This window comes from Stenotrophomonas sp. 89682_Sma, assembly GCF_056481405.1.
In genome coordinates, this window is the sequence record NZ_CM151147.1 from 2950125 (window position 1) to 2969445 (window position 19321).

Annotated in this window: 23 protein-coding genes and 1 tRNA gene; 5 read left to right on the forward strand and 19 right to left on the reverse strand. The window is 62.1% G+C overall.

Annotated elements, in window-relative coordinates:
- Positions 1-2: 2 nt before the first annotated feature.
- From ACZK29_RS13710 to ACZK29_RS13725, 4 genes are all read right to left on the reverse strand, one after another.
- Positions 3-662: a fimbrial biogenesis chaperone gene (locus ACZK29_RS13710; protein ID WP_099539938.1), complete on the reverse strand. Its 660-nt coding sequence runs from the start codon at positions 660-662 to the stop codon at positions 3-5.
- Between the two features lie 129 nt (positions 663-791).
- Positions 792-1292 (reverse strand): Csu type fimbrial protein, encoded by a 501-nt coding sequence (locus tag ACZK29_RS13715; RefSeq protein ID WP_076739353.1) that lies wholly within the window; start codon positions 1290-1292, stop codon positions 792-794.
- Positions 1293-1762: 470 nt separating this feature from the next.
- Positions 1763-2263: a hypothetical protein gene (locus tag ACZK29_RS13720; RefSeq protein ID WP_076739352.1), complete on the reverse strand. Its 501-nt coding sequence runs from the start codon at positions 2261-2263 to the stop codon at positions 1763-1765.
- A 2-nt stretch (positions 2264-2265) separates the two neighbouring features.
- A complete protein-coding gene (locus ACZK29_RS13725; protein WP_076739351.1) occupies positions 2266-2577 on the reverse strand; it encodes a hypothetical protein in 312 nt (103 codons plus the stop codon).
- A gap of 330 nt (positions 2578-2907) precedes the next feature.
- Between ACZK29_RS13725 and ACZK29_RS13730 the strand changes: the two genes are divergently transcribed.
- The gene (locus tag ACZK29_RS13730) at positions 2908-3390 is read left to right on the forward strand and encodes a GNAT family N-acetyltransferase (RefSeq protein ID WP_076739361.1); all 483 of its coding nucleotides are present in this window, start codon (positions 2908-2910) and stop codon (positions 3388-3390) included.
- A gap of 50 nt (positions 3391-3440) precedes the next feature.
- Positions 3441-4256, forward strand: coding sequence for an AbiJ-NTD4 domain-containing protein (locus tag ACZK29_RS13735; protein WP_076739350.1), 816 nt, complete (start codon positions 3441-3443; stop codon positions 4254-4256).
- A 199-nt stretch (positions 4257-4455) separates the two neighbouring features.
- On the opposite strand, the gene ACZK29_RS13740 is transcribed toward ACZK29_RS13735, so the two are convergent.
- The 13 genes from ACZK29_RS13740 to ACZK29_RS13800 all read right to left on the reverse strand — a co-directional run bounded on the left by ACZK29_RS13740 (position 4456) and on the right by ACZK29_RS13800 (position 14241).
- The gene (locus tag ACZK29_RS13740; RefSeq protein ID WP_046272143.1) at positions 4456-4812 is read right to left on the reverse strand and encodes a hypothetical protein; all 357 of its coding nucleotides are present in this window, start codon (positions 4810-4812) and stop codon (positions 4456-4458) included.
- Between the two features lie 136 nt (positions 4813-4948).
- The gene (locus tag ACZK29_RS13745; protein ID WP_076739349.1) at positions 4949-5425 is read right to left on the reverse strand and encodes a hypothetical protein; all 477 of its coding nucleotides are present in this window, start codon (positions 5423-5425) and stop codon (positions 4949-4951) included.
- Entirely contained in the window at positions 5422-5760 is a 339-nt protein-coding gene (locus ACZK29_RS13750; protein ID WP_076739348.1) for a hypothetical protein, read from the reverse strand. Before ACZK29_RS13750 ends, ACZK29_RS13745 begins: the two co-directional genes overlap by 4 nt.
- Positions 5761-6105: 345 nt before the next feature.
- Complete coding sequence (locus ACZK29_RS13755; RefSeq protein WP_076739346.1) at positions 6106-6669, reverse strand: outer membrane lipoprotein; 564 nt, start codon at positions 6667-6669, stop codon at positions 6106-6108.
- Between the two features lie 67 nt (positions 6670-6736).
- Positions 6737-7765 carry an ArdC family protein gene (locus tag ACZK29_RS13760; RefSeq protein WP_076739345.1) on the reverse strand — a complete coding sequence of 343 codons (1029 nt, stop codon included), beginning with the start codon at positions 7763-7765 and terminating at the stop codon, positions 6737-6739.
- A 68-nt stretch (positions 7766-7833) separates the two neighbouring features.
- Complete coding sequence (locus ACZK29_RS13765) at positions 7834-8049, reverse strand: hypothetical protein (RefSeq protein WP_076739344.1); 216 nt, start codon at positions 8047-8049, stop codon at positions 7834-7836.
- 180 nt (positions 8050-8229) lie between these two features.
- Complete coding sequence (locus ACZK29_RS13770; protein ID WP_139338725.1) at positions 8230-9912, reverse strand: DNA primase family protein; 1683 nt, start codon at positions 9910-9912, stop codon at positions 8230-8232.
- A gap of 53 nt (positions 9913-9965) precedes the next feature.
- Positions 9966-10148, reverse strand: a complete 183-nt coding sequence (locus ACZK29_RS13775) for a ribbon-helix-helix protein, CopG family (protein WP_046272152.1) — start codon at positions 10146-10148, stop codon at positions 9966-9968.
- A 437-nt stretch (positions 10149-10585) separates the two neighbouring features.
- Positions 10586-11245 carry a DNA N-6-adenine-methyltransferase gene (locus tag ACZK29_RS13780; protein WP_076739342.1) on the reverse strand — a complete coding sequence of 220 codons (660 nt, stop codon included), beginning with the start codon at positions 11243-11245 and terminating at the stop codon, positions 10586-10588.
- Between the two features lie 108 nt (positions 11246-11353).
- Entirely contained in the window at positions 11354-11707 is a 354-nt protein-coding gene (locus ACZK29_RS13785) for a hypothetical protein (protein WP_005410171.1), read from the reverse strand.
- Between the two features lie 106 nt (positions 11708-11813).
- Positions 11814-12545 carry a hypothetical protein gene (locus ACZK29_RS13790; RefSeq protein ID WP_049403081.1) on the reverse strand — a complete coding sequence of 244 codons (732 nt, stop codon included), beginning with the start codon at positions 12543-12545 and terminating at the stop codon, positions 11814-11816.
- The gene (locus ACZK29_RS13795; RefSeq protein WP_065428039.1) at positions 12545-14014 is read right to left on the reverse strand and encodes a site-specific integrase; all 1470 of its coding nucleotides are present in this window, start codon (positions 14012-14014) and stop codon (positions 12545-12547) included. The genes ACZK29_RS13790 and ACZK29_RS13795 overlap by 1 nt, the downstream gene beginning before the upstream one ends.
- A gap of 137 nt (positions 14015-14151) precedes the next feature.
- Positions 14152-14241: transfer RNA gene (locus tag ACZK29_RS13800), tRNA-Ser, on the reverse strand.
- 124 nt (positions 14242-14365) lie between these two features.
- On the opposite strand from ACZK29_RS13800, the gene ACZK29_RS13805 reads away from it, so the two are divergent.
- On the forward strand, positions 14366-15436 hold the full coding sequence (locus ACZK29_RS13805) for a DUF4241 domain-containing protein (RefSeq protein WP_478446160.1): 1071 nt from the start codon (positions 14366-14368) through the stop codon (positions 15434-15436).
- A gap of 54 nt (positions 15437-15490) precedes the next feature.
- Here the strand turns inward: ACZK29_RS13805 and ACZK29_RS13810 are convergent, their stop codons facing one another.
- On the reverse strand, positions 15491-16483 hold the full coding sequence (locus ACZK29_RS13810) for a LysR family transcriptional regulator (RefSeq protein WP_049429058.1): 993 nt from the start codon (positions 16481-16483) through the stop codon (positions 15491-15493).
- A 127-nt stretch (positions 16484-16610) separates the two neighbouring features.
- Here ACZK29_RS13810 and ACZK29_RS13815 point away from each other — a divergent pair, with 127 nt between their 5' ends.
- Both ACZK29_RS13815 and ACZK29_RS13820 read left to right on the forward strand, forming a co-directional pair.
- Positions 16611-17198 carry an FMN-dependent NADH-azoreductase gene (locus tag ACZK29_RS13815; RefSeq protein ID WP_111203537.1) on the forward strand — a complete coding sequence of 196 codons (588 nt, stop codon included), beginning with the start codon at positions 16611-16613 and terminating at the stop codon, positions 17196-17198.
- 240 nt (positions 17199-17438) lie between these two features.
- Complete coding sequence (locus ACZK29_RS13820) at positions 17439-17789, forward strand: SH3 domain-containing protein (RefSeq protein WP_111203538.1); 351 nt, start codon at positions 17439-17441, stop codon at positions 17787-17789.
- A gap of 157 nt (positions 17790-17946) precedes the next feature.
- Here the strand turns inward: ACZK29_RS13820 and serS are convergent, their stop codons facing one another.
- Entirely contained in the window at positions 17947-19227 is a 1281-nt protein-coding gene (gene serS / locus ACZK29_RS13825; RefSeq protein ID WP_006452392.1) for a serine--tRNA ligase, read from the reverse strand.
- Positions 19228-19321 lie beyond the last annotated feature (94 nt).

The following is a 19321-nucleotide window of genomic DNA, read 5'->3' on the forward strand; positions in this document are numbered from 1 at the left end:
GATCACCGCCCCACGGGGACCGTGACGGGCTGGTTGTTGACGGTGATCGAAAGCACCTCGGCGCGCTGGTCGGGTTGGGTCTCGTAAGTCATCGAGGCCCCCGGCAGTGTCCAGCCCAATGCACCCTCGCGCCACGGCTTCCCACCGGTAGGGCCGATGGACGACACGCGGGCCGCGGTCTGCCCGTGATTCGTCAAGCGGTATCCATTGGGCACCGCGTGGACGGTCACCTGGGGGACGGGCGCGTTGGCAGCTTCAAAGGCCACAGGCAGGTCCTGGTTGACCAGCAACTGGACGCCCTGGGCGTTGGGGTCTTTGAGCTGCATCAGCAGCACGCGGTAGTAGCGCCGCTCGCCCAGTGCGCCCACCCGCATCAATCGGGCGGTGCGCTTGGATTGGGGTGGCACGTCCACGAAGGTGGGCGCCCCCACGATCTCCGTGGTGGGTGAAAACACGTTCTGCCCTGTGGCCTGATCCCACCCCACGGCTTTCACCTGGTAACGCACCGACGCGTCGCCGCTGTTGTGCAGCGTCACGGCGACGTGCTTGGCCGAGGTATCGGCCATCAGGGTGGTGGGGCCGACGGAGATGGAACCGGCGGACGCCGAAAAGGACAGCAAGGACGCAGCGACCGCGGCCAGGGAGCGTTGGGAATGGGTCATGGGATCTCCTTTGGGGGGTCTCCTTTCAAGCTAGATCGGAATGCTATTACGTCAACCCATACCTACTCATCTTTTCGACAACAAAAAGCCCCCAGCGCGAACCGGGGGCTTCGGGACAACCGATGGGGATCAGTTGTAAGTGGCGGTGACGGTGACCGTATCGGTGTAGTTGCCACCCACGGCCTGCTTGAGGGCGAAGAACTTCAACGCGAATTCGTGGGTTTGCACAGCACCGTTACCCGTGCCCGCGAACGCATCGGCATCATCGCCCCATGCCTGGGTGCCGGGAATGTCCTTGAACAACCCATACGGAATGAAGGCACCCGAACCGTTGCTCACGGCGCGGTAGGTCTCGTAACCCGCCAACGCTCCGAAGTTCTGTCCCTGTCCTGGGGAAATGGAGTAAGTGGTTCCCTGGTTGCACACGATGCTCAACGCAGAGGTTCGGGTGGAGTTGTCAGAAGTGCCCGACCAATCCATGTCCGTGACCGGAGAAACGGACAGGTTGCAGGTGTTGGTCAGGGTGCCCTGAATCGTCAGGTCTGCGGTGGTGTCGGCGGCGAAGGCGGGCACCGCCAGCGAGGCCAGGGCGATGGGCAGCAGGGCGCGAAAGAAGGTCTTGCGTGTCATGGGTATCGTTTCCTTGCGAGGGATTGAGTGGGGATGAGTAGCCCTTAATGGGCCATCCCCTTACCGATACCTCGAATCTAAAAACGCGCAAGGGGGCCCCTTGCTACCTGGCCGCCTTTGTCTCGTTAGTCTTCGGTGATAGAAGGACTTTTATCTGACGCGCCTCGCTCATCTAGGAATGCCCTCCACTCGTCGGTCTTAACGACTTTCGCTACCGCCTCTTTAGTAGCGGCTTCCCAGTCGACTCCAGACCCAATACGAAAGGGCCTCATAAAGGAGCGTATCCAAGAATGACCGGCTGAAAACTCCCCATCCTTTTGTTGAACGTTGTGACAATTTTTCATGGCTTGTCTCCTCTTGATTGACCAGCGGACCTCGCCGGATACGGGTTCGGGTGGACTGCCCCCGAACTGGGCTGGGTAGATCCGGATGGGCTAAAGTGGGCCAGGTAAGGCCCATTGAGCCAGCGGTCAGAGCCTGGGACGTTTGCCACCTGCGGTGGCTGACTGTTGCCATGCCCCATCCAACTCACGCGCACGGTGCTGAGCCATTGCCTCCTGAATCATGCGCTGAAGGACGAACGCAAAAGCGTCGGTCACAAAAACGCCCACGCCGATCCCGCAATCATCCGGCAAGCTGGAAATCTGTTTTATCGATGGCTGGTGAATGACCTCGTCGAGCTCAGGGGGCAACGGGTCCACGAACGTGTCAATGAACGCGCTCACCTCTGTTTCGGCTGCCTTGCAGAGGTCGGCGTCAGCGAGCAGCACCCGCAAGTCGGCCAGCGTGGGAAGCCACACCGTGTTGAATAGCGGGCCACCCACCGAGGGACTGATGAAATGGATGCCGTGAAGCACGGTTGCCCTCTCACTCTTTCCGAGCTCTCCCTCCCCCCAATGTCCGTTCATCCGGGGGATCGAGTCACCCATCACAACCGGCGCATCTTTGGCCTGGGTGAGAAAAGGAGCCAAGGTCAGTGCCCTCCCCGCGCTTTCCAGTAAGCCAGTTCTGCGCGCCGACCCTGCTCCTCTCGCCAGCACCTGAGCAAATGCTTGTAGCCGGGCTTGGCTTGGGTGACGTGGAAGGATCGGCCGTTAACGTAGACCTTCCCGCCGTTGTGGAGCTCGACGGCATGAACCGCACTCCAAGTGGTCGCCCAGCCCAGGCGGTCCTCTTCTTCAAAGCTCACGGGCTCCAAGGAGACCGCTGCATAATCTTCAATCAAACCGGGGTTCAACCCCAACTCGGTCATCGCGGCTTCGTTGGTTGTGACGGCTGTGCTCATGTGACACCTCTTGGCTTGGTCGGCGGTATTGCCTACCTATAGATTCAAGGTAGATCGCCACGGCATTTTGTCCACACCACGAGTGGACAATAATTTGACTAGACACAAAAAGTGCGAAGCGAAGGCCGCAGTTTTCCACCTCATCGTTTTTCGCGCCGAAGGCGTTTGTGCTTTCCATCCATGCGGATGCTTCTTCATATGCCGGCGCGCAGCGACCGGCGGCGGCTTCCGGCACTGGCCTTTGCTCCCAAGTGGGCCAGCCATCGGGAACTTGAGAGCTTCGGTCGGAACAGCGACGATGGGACGACCTGTCCTCTCACGAAGGCCCCTATGTCCAACATGGCCGATCCCAATCAAGCCCTAATCTCTTTCCAAGAAGCCCTGGCTGCGGGCGGCCTTCGGCTGGAGCGGGGCCGCATCGATCCAACGGTCTACCTGCACGTGGATCACCTCCAAGGCAAGCCGCGATTCACTTACGTTCAGATGGACGGGAAGACCGTCACGGCTTTTGCCAATTTCGTTCCCAATGGAACCTTTGAAGGCCATGCAAACCTAGCGGTTGGCTACGCGGTTCCCGAGCGTTATCAAAACCAGGGGCGCGCCAAAGCCATCCTTGCGGCGGGCATTGCAGAGCTCCAAAACGGCTTTCGCGGGCATCCGCCCTTCTACATCGAAGCGGTGGTGAGCGTGAACAACCCCGCTTCGCAGAACGTGGCCCAAGAGGTTCTGGGCGGCGAACCTGAGCCAATCGTGGATAACCATTCGGACGAGCCCGCTCTTCGCTACGCAAAACTGTTCCCAACCGGCAAGTAGACGGCGACGGCCGCGCCTACTTTGGACCCTACATACAGCAAGGAACGCACATGAGCACGTTCTCAGAACGCCACAACTACAGCTCGCCCGATGCAGACATCACCATTCGTGAAGATGCGCCCGAGGTGTTGCGCGGAGCCGTTGTTGCCATCGCTGGCAAAGCGGGGATTGGATACGAAACCCTGCGCAAGGAAGTCTGCGGTGCGCTTGGCGTGGCACCAGACACCCGGGGCAACTGGAGCGAACCCAACGTGATCGCGGAGGTGCAGCATCACCTGGAAGAGTGCGAATGGTTTGAGGTGTATGACGTCATCGAAAGCATAGCAGCGTCCCTTCAAGGTCGCCCACCTGCCTATGGGCAGCCCAAAGCACCTTCGGACGTCTTCTCGGACGGAATCAACAAGGTCTTTCGGAAGAACGGAATCGGTTGGCAGCTGTTGGGCAACCGCATTGAGTTTCGCGGCTCAGAGGCGTTTGAAGTTGCTATAAGGAAGGGCACCAACGAGTTGCGCAGCGCAGGGAAGAACACGACGGCCAATGAACTCCACGAGGCATTGCGCGATCTGTCTCGTCGCCCCAACCCCGAGCTCACCGGCGCCATTCAACACGGGATGGCTGCCTTGGAATGCTTGTCGCGGGACGTCACTGGATCGAAAGACACCTTGGGGAAATTGCTCGGAAGAAACCCCAACCTGTTTCCAGCGCCACTCGGAGACGCAACGGAAATGATTTATGGCTTTGCTTCCAACAATGGCCGCCACCTTAAAGAAGGCGGCGATCCGACGTTGGAAGAGGCGGAACTTATCGTTGGACTGTCAGGCGTGCTGTGTCGCTACCTGGGCCGCAAGCATTCCCCGAGCAGGTAATTGCGCGCCCCGTGCAACATGGCCTGAGTGGCCGCCATGAGCTTGGCGGCCACCGGGCACTACTTACAGACCAAACGAGGCTTCACGGACAGCGACTTGCATGCCGGACAGAAGAGGCCCAAGTTGATCTCCCGCTGGAAATGGTGATTGCATTTCCTGCAGGCAAAGAGATAGGGAGCGCCCGGCACGAAGGCGACCATCACCTCCCCTCCTTTCGCCGAAATTTCGCCTCCCCCTTGGAACTAAAGTCCACGTCGTAATCCTTGTGAATCGCCAAGATCAACGCGATGCCCAAACTGGCTGCGGTGATAATTGCCGCTATTTCCAGCCCGGTGACTGTGGCTACCGCCGCCAGCCCCAGCGTGCTGAGCCCTCCGGTAACCGGAGCCAAGCCAACGGCAGCGGCGATTGCCGCAACGCCCACAGCCCCGAGTGTTGCAAACTTGCGCGTCTTCTTGAGGTCGTCAGCCAACTTTCCCACAGCGACAATCTCGTGGGCCTTTGCGTTCTTGGCCACTTCCAGCTCATCCCGTGTCCTTACGATCACACTTTCCATATCGCCCCCTGTTGTTAGCAAAACCACTGATGGATACCCTCGATAGGATAGCCGAGGGCTGAATCACGGCAACGATGTCGCCTGGGCAGCAATGATCGCACTGGACTGTCTCTCTAGTTGAGACGCGGCGCGCTCATCACATCCGCTGCCGCGGGACGTCTTTGGGCGCCTCCACCAGAGCCTCCACAACGTCGTCTGACGCACGCCACACCTTCCCTTCGCGCACCATGGCGGGGGCCCTGGAAAGTGCGATGGCGACCTCTTTGGCGGTTGGTGGGTTCCATGACCGGTGTTCGTCCAGGTAGCGCTCCAGGGACGGCCTCAACGGCCGACCGATGTTGGGCAAGGGCAATGCCCGATCATGGCGTTCGTCTTGCTCACGCGCATAGGCGACTTGCTCGGGCTCCCCAAGCGCCTCCCGGTGGGCATCGAGCAAGCGATCAACCGCGTCCACGTCCCCGCGGGCATGGAGCGATTCGGTGTAAAGCGCTTGAAGCAACGAATCACGCTCTTGATGAGCTTCCTCGCCCGTGCCTTCGCCCTGAAAAAGCCCATCGTGGCGAGGGCGGGCGTCGACGGCGTCTGGGCGGAACCGCCCGTGACTGGTCCTCATGCTCGCCTCCGGGCCAGCCCGCTGCCCTGAAGCAGCCCACACGTCATCGAATAGACGACAAGCGCCAGCGTGGATGACAGGTATAGGTTGGAAGGATCCAACCAGACTTGGCTCACCACATGCTGTAGCTGGTAAGCCAGCAGTGCCAGGCACGCGTAGAACACGGCCAAATGCCACACCAACGCAACCACGGATGGGACGTCTTCCCGGCCGGCTTGGAACGCCTCCCAGCCCCTGCGTGCGCTGCGGGCTTTGGAGGCGCACAGCCACGCGACCCCGAAAGTGACCGCGGAGAGGACGAGCTCAGACAGCACGACCACCAGAAAAAGGGTCATGGCGTCCTCCTCTGGTTGGGGAGCAGGCCATGGGCCTGCAGGTAAGCGTGGACCGCCTGCCGGGTCACGCCCAGGCGCTTGGCAATTGCAGGGCCGTTGTTCCCCTGCTCCAGGAGGCGCACCACCAGGGCGTGCTGGTCAGCTAGTGGGCGCCTGGGCTTTTGCCGCAACCCCAGGTGAGCCAGGTCGGCGCTCACCACGGGCGACGGAACGCCCAGGGCTTGGGCGATGGCCGCCCGGCGGTGCCCCTCTCGGAACATCCGGGCGACTTCAGAGCGGCGGTGGGCAACGGATGGCCGCTTCATGCGCCCAACCACCAGCCAGCGAACAAGGAAATCCATTTCATCAGCGCATCTCATCCGCCAAACCAATGGCACCGCAGGCGCGCTCGTTGCATGACGATGCGTTCTCACCACCTCCCCACGGCGAAACATCCATCCGCGCAATCGGCACAACCCGGGTCTTGCTTCCCTTCCCTACCAGAAACACCCGATCGCCTTGGCGGACGTCCACGTCCGCGTCTTGGACTACCGCGATGACGCGCTGGCGCCTGTCGCTCAGGTCGCGCACGTAGATCTCCACCGCGCGCCGGCCGCTCAGGCCCTTCTGGACGGCGGTTCCAGCAACCGCACCGATGACGCCACCGGCCACGCGGGCAGCATTGCGGTAGTCCCGGTTCTTGACTTGGTTAGCAGCCCCATAACCAACGGCCGCCCCAATGGCAGAACCAGCGTTGAGCCGCTGGTCGGACTTCAGTTGAACCGTGCGAACCATCAGGACCTCGCCCAGTCGGGCGTCCTGGACGAACAAGGCTTCGGACGAACCGTAACGGCGAGCGGAGGTGGAATCGGCGGCAAAGGCAGCTGGAGCAGACAACGCCAATGCAAGGGCCAGGACGATGGGTTTCAAGGTGCACCTCCATTTCGTGAGTAGGTTCACCTATGCATAGACCGATTCTGGAAATGCGCAAGAGGGTTCAGGCCACCATAACGTGGCTCATCTTTCTGGTCTTCTCACGCGCTTTCGTGCGGGCCTTCGTGCCGTTGGTTTTTTCAAGCTCCTGCAAATTGGTCGCCACTGACTGTCGCTCCTGCTCAACCTTCGGGAGCGGCTCCCGAACCAACTCGGGCACCTTCAGGAACTCCACCACCCGCTCGGCCGCCGCGGCGGCACGGAAGAGTTCCCGGGGATCGTCCCGGAGGATTTGGATCCAGGACTTCACGTAAGCCGCGTGCTGGGTTGGATCGTGGCCAATGCCCAGGCGTTCGCCCATCAGCATGGACGACACCTCCGCGACCAGTTCTTCCTTGGCGTAGTCGATGCTCCCAAAGGCCCCCTTCTGATCGCGGTGGAGGCGGGTGGGAAAGCCGGTCCAGTGGCCCAGCTCGTGCAGCGCGGTGGCGTAGTAGCCACTGGCCGAGTGAAAGGTGTTGCGATGGGGCAAATGGATGCTGTCGTTCATCGGACGGTAGAACGCCTGGTTGCCCCCGTCGTGGTGGATCTCGGCCCCGCTGCCCTTGAGCACCGCTTCGCAGGCCTGATGGATATCGGGCTCTCGACGCGGGGGTGGCAGGACCAGTGCCGGCAACCCATCGATCTGCATCGCGTTGAACACCCGGGGGAAGAAGACCTTGGGGTGGGCCTTGGCGATGAGATCGGGATCCCCGCTCTTCTTGGCCTCCTCCACCGGCGACCAATCCCAATACTCAATCACGCTGGCCTTCTCACCTTTTCGCACCTGAGCGCCCACGGCCGCGGCTTGCTTGTAAGTCATCCACCGGTTGTCCTGGGTGTCCCAGGCGCTCTGCAGGGCCCACAGGTGGAGAAGGTTTCCGCCCCGGTAGCTCTTGCCCGTCGTGGCGTTCATCGGCAACCCGAGGTCCACGCGGGCGTCCCATGGTTTGAGGAAGGGACCGGTGCCCTCCTCCATTTGGCGGATCAGGCGTTCGACGACGTCGCGGGAGTGGCGCTGAAGGAAGCTTTCGTTGGGGGTTGCATCGGACACGGACAGGCTCTCCTGGAAGGCAAGGAAAGGCGCCTGTCGGCAACGCCAAGGGGGCTAGGCTGGAAACTTCAATCGTGAATGGTGACGACGCGTCCCTGCTCCAACAGGTTCTCCAGCAACGCCAAGGCCCGATCGATGGTCAAACCTGTGCCGGGGTCTCCGTCGCCCTCCTGGAGCTGCACACGGACGCCATCCGGGGTTCGTTGCACGGTGAAACGGGTGGAGGCCGCCAGGGCGTCTTGGCGGTTTATGCTGTCATCCACGAAGGCTTCCGAAGGGGTCATGGCCCCAGCATGCGACAGCATTGGGATTTGGCAAGCCCCCGCCACGATTGCACCTGATGACAGGGGGGCCTCTAGGGCCTGGATTTGAGATTGGACCACTGCTTCCTCCCGCGGTTGACGGCATTGGGTCCCAGCCTCTCTGCAAGCCAGCGAACCGCAAACGGTTGTTGTGGAACTGGCTCAAACAGGCGTTTCCATATCTGCCATGTCCCGCAGTGGTTTGATCCCCGCAATTCGAATCTCGGCCACGCGAGGCTTCTTGCCCCCATGGGAGATCTGGTAGATGCCGGCCTCGGGGAACTTCTCGCGAACGCGCTTCCAGAAGTCCTCCGCGTTGACGGGCTTCTTGCCCAGCTCTTCCAACACGTATTGGCGGTAGTCCGCGTAGATGGCCGTCTTGTCGGTGCAAACACCACTGTCGTAGGAGGCGTCTCGGTCCGCCATGTAGGCCATGGTCGTGTCCGATTCCATTCGATTCTGCTCGGCCAGCGCGAGCACGGCGTCGGGTAGCTTCTCGGAAAACCCGCCACGCTCCATAAGGCGCAGCGCGCCTTCCAGCACCCAGTCCAGCATCTGGGCCATCTCCTCCTCGCTTTCGGTGATCTGAAGGTGGAAGTCAGGCTCACGCTTCTTTCCATTTCCACCCTTCGCGTCCTCATGGGTCTTCTCACCCATCCGAACATTGAAGGGGATGGCCAGGACCTTTCGCCAGAACCCGTGCTCATGTCCGGAAACCGTGAACCAGGCGTTGACGCTGGCGAATAGGGTGCCGATTGGGAGCGTGGTGTATGCGTCTTTGCGCTTGGCCTCGACTTGGATCGGGTCACGGGAAATGAGCGCTTTCAGGACTTCCTGGATGGATGCGGCAAGGACCTTTGGCGTCTCCGTGACAATGTAGGCGCTCTTGCCCACCAACGGGGCCATAGCGAAGGTTCCGTCCAACTTCTCCAGACGCAGCGACACATTGCGGGGGTGAAGGGCGCGCAGGATGTGGAGGAACGTGGATTTGCCATTGCTGCCCGACCCAACCAGGAAGAAGGCCTTCTCAAAGCAGATCGACATCAACGAGCTGGCCACCGCCTCCTGAAGGAGTGCACGCACCTCCAGGTCGGGCTGAAAGAGATCCAGGTATTGACCGAACTTCGAGTTGGTGTCCAGCGGCTTGGGAGTGTAATAGCCATCGCCGTCAACCTGTTCCAGCCGCAGCTTGGCAGGGACCTGGTAAGTGATTCCATGCTCCTTGGTGGCCGCCAGCACCCGAATTCGCGTCCTAGACGGCGCCTCGTCGGTTTGAAACAGGAGCCCTTGCCGCAGGCCCAAACTCTGTCCATACGTCGGAGAGAAAACGTCCTGGTCAATGACTTCTTCTCCATCCGCCGCCGCGGGAGCACAACGCGGTTCGTCAGGCTTGACGATCTCAAGGTAGCCACCCTTGAGGGGAACGATGGCCCTGCGATCGGACTTCTTGGGCAACCAGCATTTCCGATCTCCCATCAGCTCAAGCACCGCCGTGTTGATGCAGCTGGTTGCATGACCTGCGTTCGCCTTCTCCTTGCGCTCCAATCGCAGCCAGGAAAGCGCCTTGGCGGCCATGTCCTTCTCGGAGCACCGATCCCAATAGCCTTGCTCAGGAAGCCAACGGAAGAAGCTGCAATCGTCATCCCCATCCGGAAGCTTTCCGCCGATCGCATACTCCTCGGTTGCCTTCAGGTGATCGGCAAAATCGGCCTCGAATGCTTGATCGCTCAAGGTTGCCTTGGGCGCTGGCGCTCCGAAAGCTGCTTTGGGGGCCGCATTCCCACGGAAGGAAAGGACATTGTTGGGGCGCCCATTGACACCCGAAGTTGGTGTTGTATCGTTCATGTGTGTGTTTTCCGTTTTTTTGAACCCCGGTTGGCGCCGGGGTTTTTTGTTGATTACGCGGCCTGCTGGACGCGACTCATCCATTCCACCAGTGCTTGACGCATGGCTTCCGATGAAGTTTTGCCCTGGGCATCAGCCGCCGCTTGAAGCCGCCGCTTGAACGCTCGACTCACCCGCGCCTTCAGCATTTCGTCTCGCGGTTGCGTCGCCTTCTTCGATGTGGGGGAGTTCGTCATTGCTCGTTTCCTAGGTGATGTGGTCCCGTTGTGGCCACAACCCCATCCAAACAGAGCTCACGAACTTGTCCAGATCGACTTCTTGACTAAAACCAATATCTGTTGCCTCAACAGCATTTTTTTCATAAACGAGAGGCAATTCACGCTTTTCAGCCAAGGTGTAACAGGTGCTTGTTACACCCCTTGTTACGGCTGGAACCCTGACCAGACAAGGTTTGTCATGGGTGTAACAGGTGTAACAAGTAGATCCATTGATCTGAAAAAGTGATTGGCCATTGAAGCCAAAATCTCTGATGCAGCTGCAAGTAATACCTACCCACCCGTTACACCCGTTACACGCGCCTTGGCCCCTGCAAAGCCATTGAATCCATTGGACAAACTTCCGTAACAAGCACCTGTGACGGGTGTAACGGGTGCTTGTTCCGTCCCCGAGAAGATCATTCTTCGTTCGCACTCCCCTGGTTCGCACTGGCCACCTGCACTACCCGCTCGATGGCAAAGAACTTCCCGCGCAGCACACCACTTGCTTGCGCTTGCTGAAGGTGACCGGCTGCGCGCCTGCCGTAAGCGACCACCACCGATCCCGACGGCGCTGCCGTGCCGGTGGTCCCGTCGGGACGCACAAACTTCAGCCGCCCGCGGGTGAACAGAATCGCCGTCGCGTTGGGGTGGGAAAGCACGCAGTCGTGCATCCATCCCGTCTCCATGTTGACCGGCACGAGAGCCATACCGCCGCCGGGGTGGTTGGCCAGCTTGCTCAGCCACTTCTCCATCCCTTTTCCGTAAGGCGGGTTCATCCACACGAATGCCTGCATGGGCCACGGCGTTGCCAAGCCGTCCTGGCTCGGCGGGATCATTCGGCGGGCCGTGGGCGCCGGCAGCCGCGACGGGTCTTCGGGCGTGCAAGGATCGAGGTCAAAGCCGCGCCTTCCCCCCAGCGCCCTGACGATGGCATGCGGGGTATACCAATCGACGCTCGTGTGGGCCTTGTCGCTTGCCTTGTAGCAAACGGAGGTGAGCCGGGTGGGTTTAGCCGCTGCGAGGCGGTTGGGGCGGTTGGCAGTCTTGAACGGCACAACATTGGTTTTGGGTTGCATGAGAAATCTCCAGGCAAATCTCCGCCAGCACGGCTGTGTTGCCGCGTTGAAGGAATGGGTTTTGGGAGTTGGGCTTGAACCAGCCCGAGAGGCGCTGCTGGCGGCGGGTTACCACCAAGAGTTGTAGAACACGTCCCAACCGCCGTTGATCAATGCGCGGGCCTGCGCAATGAAGTCCAGATCTTCTTTAGCTCGATCGGGATCCGATTCACCGAAGAAGAAGCCCACCGTGTGGGGCAGCCGCTCATCGAGGACAGCCTGCTCCAATGCGTCGAGGTCTGCCGCTCCGAGAAACACGCGAACCATGTTGAACTCAAACGGGTCAGAGCACCCCGTCCGGGCACTGTGCAGCCCGAACATCCAGCCGTGGAGGTTGGGATGGCATCGCCACTGAAAGAACACCTGTCCCTCGCACGACGTCTCCTCCTTGCGGATCTTCCCCCCATACATATCAAGGCCCATCTTGTTGCTCCATCGCTCCGACCACCGGGGCGTTGGAGCAATCATCCGAATTCAACGCCACCCAAAATACGGATATTGGAGGCCTCCAATGCGATTCAGGCACTGCTTAGACGCGTTTCTTCTTGAGTTCTGGCGTGTGCTGGGTGGTTTGGTTTAAACGCTCGTCGAGCGCTTGTTCGATTACCCTAGCTCGCGAGGCGTCTAACTGGTGAGCGAGATCACGCAGGCGTTTGGCCTGGGCTTGGGCTGCCTCGTTGAATGCGTCCACCCACTGACGCTTGACGTCAGGGTTTTGCCAAGGCTGGGCGAATGCCTCGGTCAGCGTGCAGACCCGAATCCCAAGCCCGATCTGCGCGCCCAATGCTTGGAGCCGGCGAATTAGCGCATCGGTGATCGGTTGGTCAGTCAGTGGCTCCAGGAAGAGCTGCTTAGCCTTGGGCCCTTTGGCCACCAGAAAAGGCAGTTCTGCAGTTAGGAGGGTGTTGATCGCAACGCCCCGTTCGCTCAACGGCTTCCAAAGGCCCTTAGCCTTGAGCTCGGCTGCCCAGGCCATCAACGGGACAAGGGTGGTCGAGCGCTTGCGAGTTCCCTTCACCGTGAACAGCGTCCCCGTTGGGGAGTGTTCCTTCAAGAGGTGTTGCAACTGGGCCGTGCTGATCGCCAACACCCCAGCGGCCTCATTGAAGCTCAGCTCCACGTCCACCGTGGAGCGCAACTTCGCTAGGCGCAGATGGTCTGCAACCTTCTTCTCCATCTGGCCCACGGTTTCGGAGCCAGAGAGTTTGCCGAGAAAGCGGTCGATGGCTCGTCGGTAGGCATCGGCGGCAGTGAGGGCCATTAGTTCGGCTCGCTCCCCTTACGGCCGACCTTTGAAGAGCGCGCGGCAGCATTGCTGCTGCGCCGCCCGACCTTGCGCGCCGGCAGGGTGCGCAGCGCCTCCAGGTCGATTCCGTAATCTAGGACACCCAAAGCTGGCGTTCCTCCGGCACCGTTGAGCTTCTCACTCACCGTAAAGGGCCTGCTGTAAGTCGCGTGGTGTTCGTCGTCCAATTCGTGGCCGACGATTTGGGCTCGCATCTCAGAGGCCACACCGCTGCCCTGCATCTCCTGAATCACGGTCTTTCGGAGACTATGGAAACCACGCTTCGCTTTCGGCCACCCACCACTGTGCTTTTGGAGGTAGTAGCTGAACGCCTTCGATATCCAGTTCCCCGCACCATTCTTCGCCTTACTGTCAGCCTGCGGAAACAATCGCCAGTCCCCGCTCTCCCTTCGTTCGGCGACGTAGTCCAAGAAACCGAGCTTGATCAGGTCGGGATGCAACGGGACGACCCGATTGGAAACATCGGTCTTCAACCGCTGATCCTCCCCCTCATCGGTAAACCGTATGCACGGGATCCCCTCCTCCTCCTTGACGTCGAGGGTGAACAGCTGCCCCACCTCACCCGCCCGGGCTCCCGTATACAGGCCCAACAAAGCCGCCCAGCGCGCTCCCGTTGAAAGCTGCCTGAAGCTATCGGGTGCGAAGAGTTGATGGACCTGGTCCAAGGTAAAGGCCTGGAAGCCAAATTTTCTACGCTTACGCTTCTCAGCCATCGAAACGCTGACGTGACCTGCGGCGACATTGTCTCCCTTTAGCACATAGCCTGAAGCCATTGCCCAAGTGAAGAATCCTCTCTTTCCTGCGAGGTAGCTCTGGCGATTGTTGAGCGTAGAACGCGTTAACCCGCGCTTGGCCAAATGGTCGTAGAAGCGGGCCATCTCAGGCCGCGTGATGGTATGCAGCTCGCGCTCGGCGCCCAAGAACTCGATCAGCTCTGTCACGGGAAGCAGTTTGATGCCGACCGTTTTGACCTCGATGTCCTCGGCGGCGACTTTGTCCTGCCAGATTCGCTTCGCATCGATGAGGCTGATCGTCTCAGCTGGCAGGGGCTGCGCCGCCGCTGATTCCAACGGGTTTGGCCCAGCCGCCGCCGGAACTGCACCCGCATCACGGAAGTGGAACTTGCCGATTTCTTCCAGCGCCTCCATTGCTCGAGCATGGTCCGCCGCATCCGTGGTCCGAAGACGGAAGCCCGGCAAGTCAATTTCATAACGTCTGGAGCCGTTCTCCGCGACGCTGCGGAGAACATCCTGAACCGTGAGTCCCTTCTTGGTCATGCACCCATCCCTGATGGCATCGAATGCTTGAGCATAACGCTGCGCGATGGCCAAGGCAGCCACTCTTGCGCTATGCAGGTGGATGCCCAAGGGATGCTTGACGAAAGGTTTGCCGACGATGCCGCGCATGTCCGTCGGAACGCGCATGCGAAACTGGTAACGACCAGTGGAAGAGCGAGTGAGATAGCTTGGTAATCGCATCGGAGTTGTGCCCCGATTTGTGCCCCAAGCCGCCCTTCAAGACCCTAAAAAATGTCGTTTAAAAACAAACACTTATTCAGGATTGGCGGAGAGAGTGGGATTCGAACCCACGGAAGGTTTGACCCTTCGCCGGTTTTCAAGACCGGTGCCTTAAACCGCTCGGCCATCTCTCCAATCGGGTCCCGGTCGCCCGGGCAGCGCCGTATTCTCGCACGTGAAGGCCATTTGCCCAAGACCACCCTTGCCCCCGCCCTTCGCATCCGGCACGGTGGGGCCTCCACTGCAATCGGATCCCCCATGGCCCACCTCGATCTGGCCAACCTGCGCACCACCCTGCTGGACGACACCCAGCTGGCCGCAGTGGCCCTGCACCGCACCTTCGCCGGCCACCTGCCGGTCAGCAGCGGGCATCTGGTGGTCTGCGATCCGCTGGTCCAGTCCGAGGCGCCCGCGCTGGCCGACTACACCGCTCCGGTGGGTCGGCATCCAGTGGAGATCATCGTGCACAGCGGCCGCCCGGCGCTGGCCGTGGTCTGGTTCAAGCCGCGCCAGGCACTCACCGCGTCCGCACTGCACTGGCAGATGGCACGCTGGACCACGCAGGACCTGACCGGCCTGGATGAGGACAGCTTCATCGGCTATCCGGTCGACGCCGGCATCGGCTGTTTCATGGACACCGACACCCAGCAGGCACTGCTGGCCCTGATCGAACAGGCCGATGGCGACGAAGACAATGCGTGGTCGGATGCCCTGATCGACCACGACGGCCTGGATGAAGGCGCCGAGTACCGCCCTTGGGGCGAGGACTCGCCACACGGCCTGGTCGTATTCACCAGCGGCTGGGGCGACGGTGTGTATCCGAGCTACTGGGCGCTGGATACGTCCGGCATTCCGGTAGCACTGGTCACCGATTTCCTGTGCATCCAGGGTGGTGACGGGCGCGACGAGCGCGAGATCGCCGACCAGGCCTATCGCGACAGCCTGCCCGCGGCGGAATCCGAGGCACTGGCACGACTGGTGGCCGCGGTGGAGCGCGACGACGCGGATGCGCTGCGCGACCTGTTGAAGGATGCGCCGCAGCGCGCCAATCAGATCGAACCGGGCTGCGGCGGCACCGCGGTGTTCGAGGCGATCCGGCTGGACCGCCCAGAGGCGTTGCGCGTGCTGCTGCAGGGCGGCGCGTTGCCAGCGATGCCGGAGCGCCTGCACATGAGCAAAGTGACCAGCTACCTGGACTACGCGCGCTTCCTGAAGAGGCCACGCAGCGCGGAACTTATGGCGGTACTGGAAGCACCGGTCATTGCCGAGCCCAGACCGGCCGCACCGCCGCAGCGCAGCTTCTGGGACCGGTTGTTCGGGCGGAAGTGATCGACCCCGGAAACAGCAACGCCGGGCATGGCCCGGCGCTACCGTTCAGCTCTCTCAGCCCGCATCCACCGCCAGCGCGCCCAGAGCACTGGCCTTGATGCGCTCCTTGGCCTTCTCGCAGGCACCATCGCAATGCAGGCGCGAGGCCTCCAGCTGCGGCGGCAGGTGCTCGGCCAGGAAGTCGATGAACACGCGCACCGCCGGCAACAGGCCACGGCGCGAAGCGAACACGGCATGGCACACGCCCTGCGGCAGCGACCAGTCCGGCAGCACCACTTCCAGCTCGCCATTGCGCACGGCATCGGCGCACACGGTTTCCGGCAGCATGGTGATGCCGAAGCCGTCCTTCACCATGCTCTGCAGCAGCGGGAAGTCGAAGCCGGCCACGCGCGGCTGCAGGTCGACCCGGCGCACTTCGCCTTCCGGCCCATGCAGTTCCCAGCGCTGGCGTGCTTCGTCTTCGCTGATGCTGAGGGTAACGTGCTGGGTCAGTTCTTCCGGGTCCTTGGGGCGGCCGGCGCGGTCCAGGTACTTCGGGCTGGCCACCAGCAGTTCCTGCACCTGGCCGAAGCTGCGCATCACCAGGCTGCCGTCGTCGTCCAGGCGCGAACGCACGCGCAGGGCCACGTCGTAGCCTTCATTGATGATGTCCACGCGGCGGTTGCTGATGTTCAGCTGCAGGCGCACCTTCGGGTACTGCTCGAGGAACTTGGGCAGCAGCTTGGGCAGCTGCATCTGCGCCAGCGACACCGGCACGCTGGCGCGCACCACGCCGCGCGGTTCCGCGCTGAGGCGGTCGACCACTTCGCGGGCGGCCTGCGCCTCGGCCAGCATCGTCTGGGCGTGGCGGTGCACGCTGGTGCCGACGTCGGTGACCGCGAAGCGGCGCGTGGAGCGCTGCAGCAGGCGCACGCCCAGGTCGGTCTCCAGCTGGCTGATGCGGCGGCTCAGGCGCGACTTGGGGATGCCCAGCGCGCGCTCGGCGGCGGCAAATCCACCGTGGTCGACCACCATCGCAAAGTAGTACAGATCATTCAGGTCATGCATGCCCGAGTTCCATATCTAGAACAATACGTGGCATTCAATCACCTTTATCCCGCCTTTGCAACAACCTATCGTTCTCTCCGTCGGCGGGGCCTACCCGCTTCTTCCTTCCAGAACATAGGTGACTGCCATGAAGCTTCTGCATCTCGACGCCAGCGTGCTTGGCGAGAACTCCGTCTCCCGCCACCTGACCGCCGCCGTGGTGGCCCGGTTCAAGCAGCAGGTCGACGGCCTGCAGGTCGATTATCGCGATCTTGACGCCAATCCGGTACCGCATCTGCGCAGCAGCTCGCTGGCCAAGGCCGACGCGGCCGAAGCCGCCGATGCTGAACAGGTGCTGGAGCAGTTCCTTGCTGCGGACATCGTGGTGATCGGCGCGCCGATGTACAACTTCAGCATTCCGTCCACCCTGAAGGCCTGGATCGACCGCGTGGCCGTGGCCGGGCGCACCTTCAAGTACACCGAGAATGGCCCGATCGGCCTGGCCGGCGGCAAGCGCGTGATCGTGGTCAGCAGCCGCGGCGGCATCTACACCGATTCGCCGGCCGACTTCCAGGAGCCGTTCCTGCGCCAGACGTTCGCCTTCTGGGGCATCAACGACATCGAGTTCGTGCGTGCCGAGGGCATCGCCTACTCGCCGCAGCACCGTGAAGACGCCATCGCCGGCGCGCTGGCGGCCCTGCCGTCGCACGAAGCGGCTGAAGCCTCCGCTGCATAAGCGTTCCAGCGTTCGGCGCCGCTCTCTCCTCGTCGAGGCGCTGAACGCGGGCCGGGATCCCCTCCCCCATCCCGGCCCACCCTGGCGGCCCCGCTGTGCGGGGCCGTTTTTTTGTGGTGCCAGGCCTGAGGGCCTGCGCTATCCACGCACGGCGTGGATCTACTGATGCGCGCGGTAGATCCACGCCATGCGTGGATGCGGCGCCGTGCGCGGGGTTCTACAGGGCGTTAGGCTGGGGCCATGAACTACATCGTGACGACTGCGCACCGCAGCGAATTTCCGCACCCGATCACCCTGCGCCGTGGCCAGGCGCTGGTGGTGGGCGAACGTTATGAAGGCCCGGAGGGTTGGGAAGACTGGTTCCTGTGCGAGTCCGAGGGGCAACAGCCCGGATTCGTGCCCGCACCGGTGATTGGTCGCGATGCGCAGGGTGGCGCGTTTGCCACGGAGGATTACTGCGCGCGGGAGCTGGATGTGGATCCCGGCCAGCTGCTGCGTGGGCAGCGCACGCTCAATGGCTGGGCGTGGTGCGTGCCGGAGGCCGGCGACCCGGGATGGGTGCCGTTGGAGAAGGTGCGGGTTGTGGAGTGATCGTGGGGTTCATCCACGCATGGCGTGGATCTACTGGGGCATCGGTGAAATCATGCCGAGCGCCTGCAACATCCTCCAGTAGATCCACGCCATGCGTGGATTCGGTGCCATGCAAGCATGGCACCCACCGGAGCCGCAGCACCGCCCGATCAGGGAATCAGGCGATGGTTTCCAGTCCGCCCATGTACGGGCGCAGGGCTTCCGGCACGGTGATGCTGCCGTCGGCGTTCTGGTAGTTCTCCATCACCGCGATCATCGCGCGGCCGACCGCCACGCCCGAGCCGTTCAGCGTATGCGCCAGCTCCGGCTTGCCGGTGGCCGGGTTGCGCCAGCGGGCCTGCATGCGGCGGGCCTGGAAGTCACCACAGTTCGAGCACGAGGAGATTTCGCGGTAGGTCTCCTGCGACGGCAGCCAGACTTCCAGGTCGTAGGTCTTGATGGCCGAGAAGCCCATGTCGCCGGTGCACAGCAGCACCTTGCGGTACGGCAGGCCCAGTTTCTCCAGCACCACTTCGGCACAGCGGGTCATGCGCTGGTGCTCGGCATCGCTGTCTTCCGGGCGGCTGATCGAGACCAGTTCGACCTTCTCGAACTGATGCTGGCGGATCATGCCGCGCACGTCGCGGCCGCCGCTGCCGGCCTCGGCGCGGAAGCACATCGAGTGGGCGGTCATGCGCAGCGGCAGGCGCTCGGCGTCGACGATCTCATCGCGCACGATGTTGGTCAGCGGCACTTCCGAGGTCGGGATCAGGTACCGCGTGGAGTCGCCCACGGCGGTCTTGAACAGGTCGTCCTCGAACTTCGGCAGCTGGCTGGTGCCACGCAGCGAATCGGCGTTGACCAGCAGCGGCACGTTGGTTTCCTCGTAGCCGTGCTCACCGGTGTGCAGGTCGACCATGAACTGGGCCAGCGCACGGTGCAGGCGCGCGATCGGGCCGCGCAGCACGGTGAAGCGCGAGCCGGACAGCTTGGCCGCGGTCTCGCCGTCCAGCCAGCCGTTGCGGGCGCCCAGTTCGACGTGGTCAAGCACCTTGAAATCGAACTGGCGCGGGGTGCCCCAGCGCGCCTGCTCAACGTTGTCGTTCTCGTCGGCACCGGCCGGCACGTCATCGGCCGGCAGGTTCGGAATGCCCATCGAGATCGCTTCGATCTTCTCGCGCAGCTCGTCCAGCGCCACTTCCGAGGCCTTCAGCTCGTCGGCGAAGGCGGCAACCTCGGCCATGATGGCCGAAACGTCCTCGCCCTTGGCTTTGGCCTGGCCGATGGCCTTGGAACGGCTGTTGCGCAGGCTCTGCAGCTCCTGGGTCCGCACCTGGATGCGCTTGCGATCGGCCTCCAGGGACTCCAGGGCAGACACGTCGAGCTCGAAGCCGCGGCTGGTGCGCAGGCGTTCGGCGAGGTCGGCGGGCTGGTGGCGGAGCAGGGCTGGATCAAGCATGGCAGGTGTCGTGGTGGGTATCAGGGATGGGATTATCGCTTGTTATACGGATTTCTGCCGCCCGGTTCATTCCCGCCGTGGCAGAATCGAGCCA

Bases quoted from the DNA above. Each gene is read 5' to 3' on its own strand.
- ACZK29_RS13710 (WP_099539938.1), bottom strand. From the start codon at position 662: ATGACCCATTCCCAACGCTCCCTGGCCGCGGTCGCTGCGTCCTTGCTG.
- ACZK29_RS13715 (WP_076739353.1), bottom strand. From the start codon at position 1,292: ATGACACGCAAGACCTTCTTTCGCGCCCTGCTGCCCATCGCCCTGGCC.
- ACZK29_RS13725 (WP_076739351.1), bottom strand. From the start codon at position 2,577: ATGAGCACAGCCGTCACAACCAACGAAGCCGCGATGACCGAGTTGGGG.
- ACZK29_RS13730 (WP_076739361.1), top strand. From the start codon at position 2,908: ATGTCCAACATGGCCGATCCCAATCAAGCCCTAATCTCTTTCCAAGAA.
- ACZK29_RS13735 (WP_076739350.1), top strand. From the start codon at position 3,441: ATGAGCACGTTCTCAGAACGCCACAACTACAGCTCGCCCGATGCAGAC.
- ACZK29_RS13740 (WP_046272143.1), bottom strand. From the start codon at position 4,812: ATGGAAAGTGTGATCGTAAGGACACGGGATGAGCTGGAAGTGGCCAAG.
- ACZK29_RS13745 (WP_076739349.1), bottom strand. From the start codon at position 5,425: ATGAGGACCAGTCACGGGCGGTTCCGCCCAGACGCCGTCGACGCCCGC.
- ACZK29_RS13750 (WP_076739348.1), bottom strand. From the start codon at position 5,760: ATGACCCTTTTTCTGGTGGTCGTGCTGTCTGAGCTCGTCCTCTCCGCG.
- ACZK29_RS13765 (WP_076739344.1), bottom strand. From the start codon at position 8,049: ATGACCCCTTCGGAAGCCTTCGTGGATGACAGCATAAACCGCCAAGAC.
- ACZK29_RS13770 (WP_139338725.1), bottom strand. From the start codon at position 9,912: ATGAACGATACAACACCAACTTCGGGTGTCAATGGGCGCCCCAACAAT.
- ACZK29_RS13775 (WP_046272152.1), bottom strand. From the start codon at position 10,148: ATGACGAACTCCCCCACATCGAAGAAGGCGACGCAACCGCGAGACGAA.
- ACZK29_RS13780 (WP_076739342.1), bottom strand. From the start codon at position 11,245: ATGCAACCCAAAACCAATGTTGTGCCGTTCAAGACTGCCAACCGCCCC.
- ACZK29_RS13785 (WP_005410171.1), bottom strand. From the start codon at position 11,707: ATGGGCCTTGATATGTATGGGGGGAAGATCCGCAAGGAGGAGACGTCG.
- ACZK29_RS13790 (WP_049403081.1), bottom strand. From the start codon at position 12,545: ATGGCCCTCACTGCCGCCGATGCCTACCGACGAGCCATCGACCGCTTT.
- ACZK29_RS13795 (WP_065428039.1), bottom strand. From the start codon at position 14,014: ATGCGCGTTCCGACGGACATGCGCGGCATCGTCGGCAAACCTTTCGTC.
- ACZK29_RS13805 (WP_478446160.1), top strand. From the start codon at position 14,366: ATGGCCCACCTCGATCTGGCCAACCTGCGCACCACCCTGCTGGACGAC.
- ACZK29_RS13810 (WP_049429058.1), bottom strand. From the start codon at position 16,483: ATGCATGACCTGAATGATCTGTACTACTTTGCGATGGTGGTCGACCAC.
- ACZK29_RS13815 (WP_111203537.1), top strand. From the start codon at position 16,611: ATGAAGCTTCTGCATCTCGACGCCAGCGTGCTTGGCGAGAACTCCGTC.
- ACZK29_RS13820 (WP_111203538.1), top strand. From the start codon at position 17,439: ATGAACTACATCGTGACGACTGCGCACCGCAGCGAATTTCCGCACCCG.
- serS (WP_006452392.1), bottom strand. From the start codon at position 19,227: ATGCTTGATCCAGCCCTGCTCCGCCACCAGCCCGCCGACCTCGCCGAA.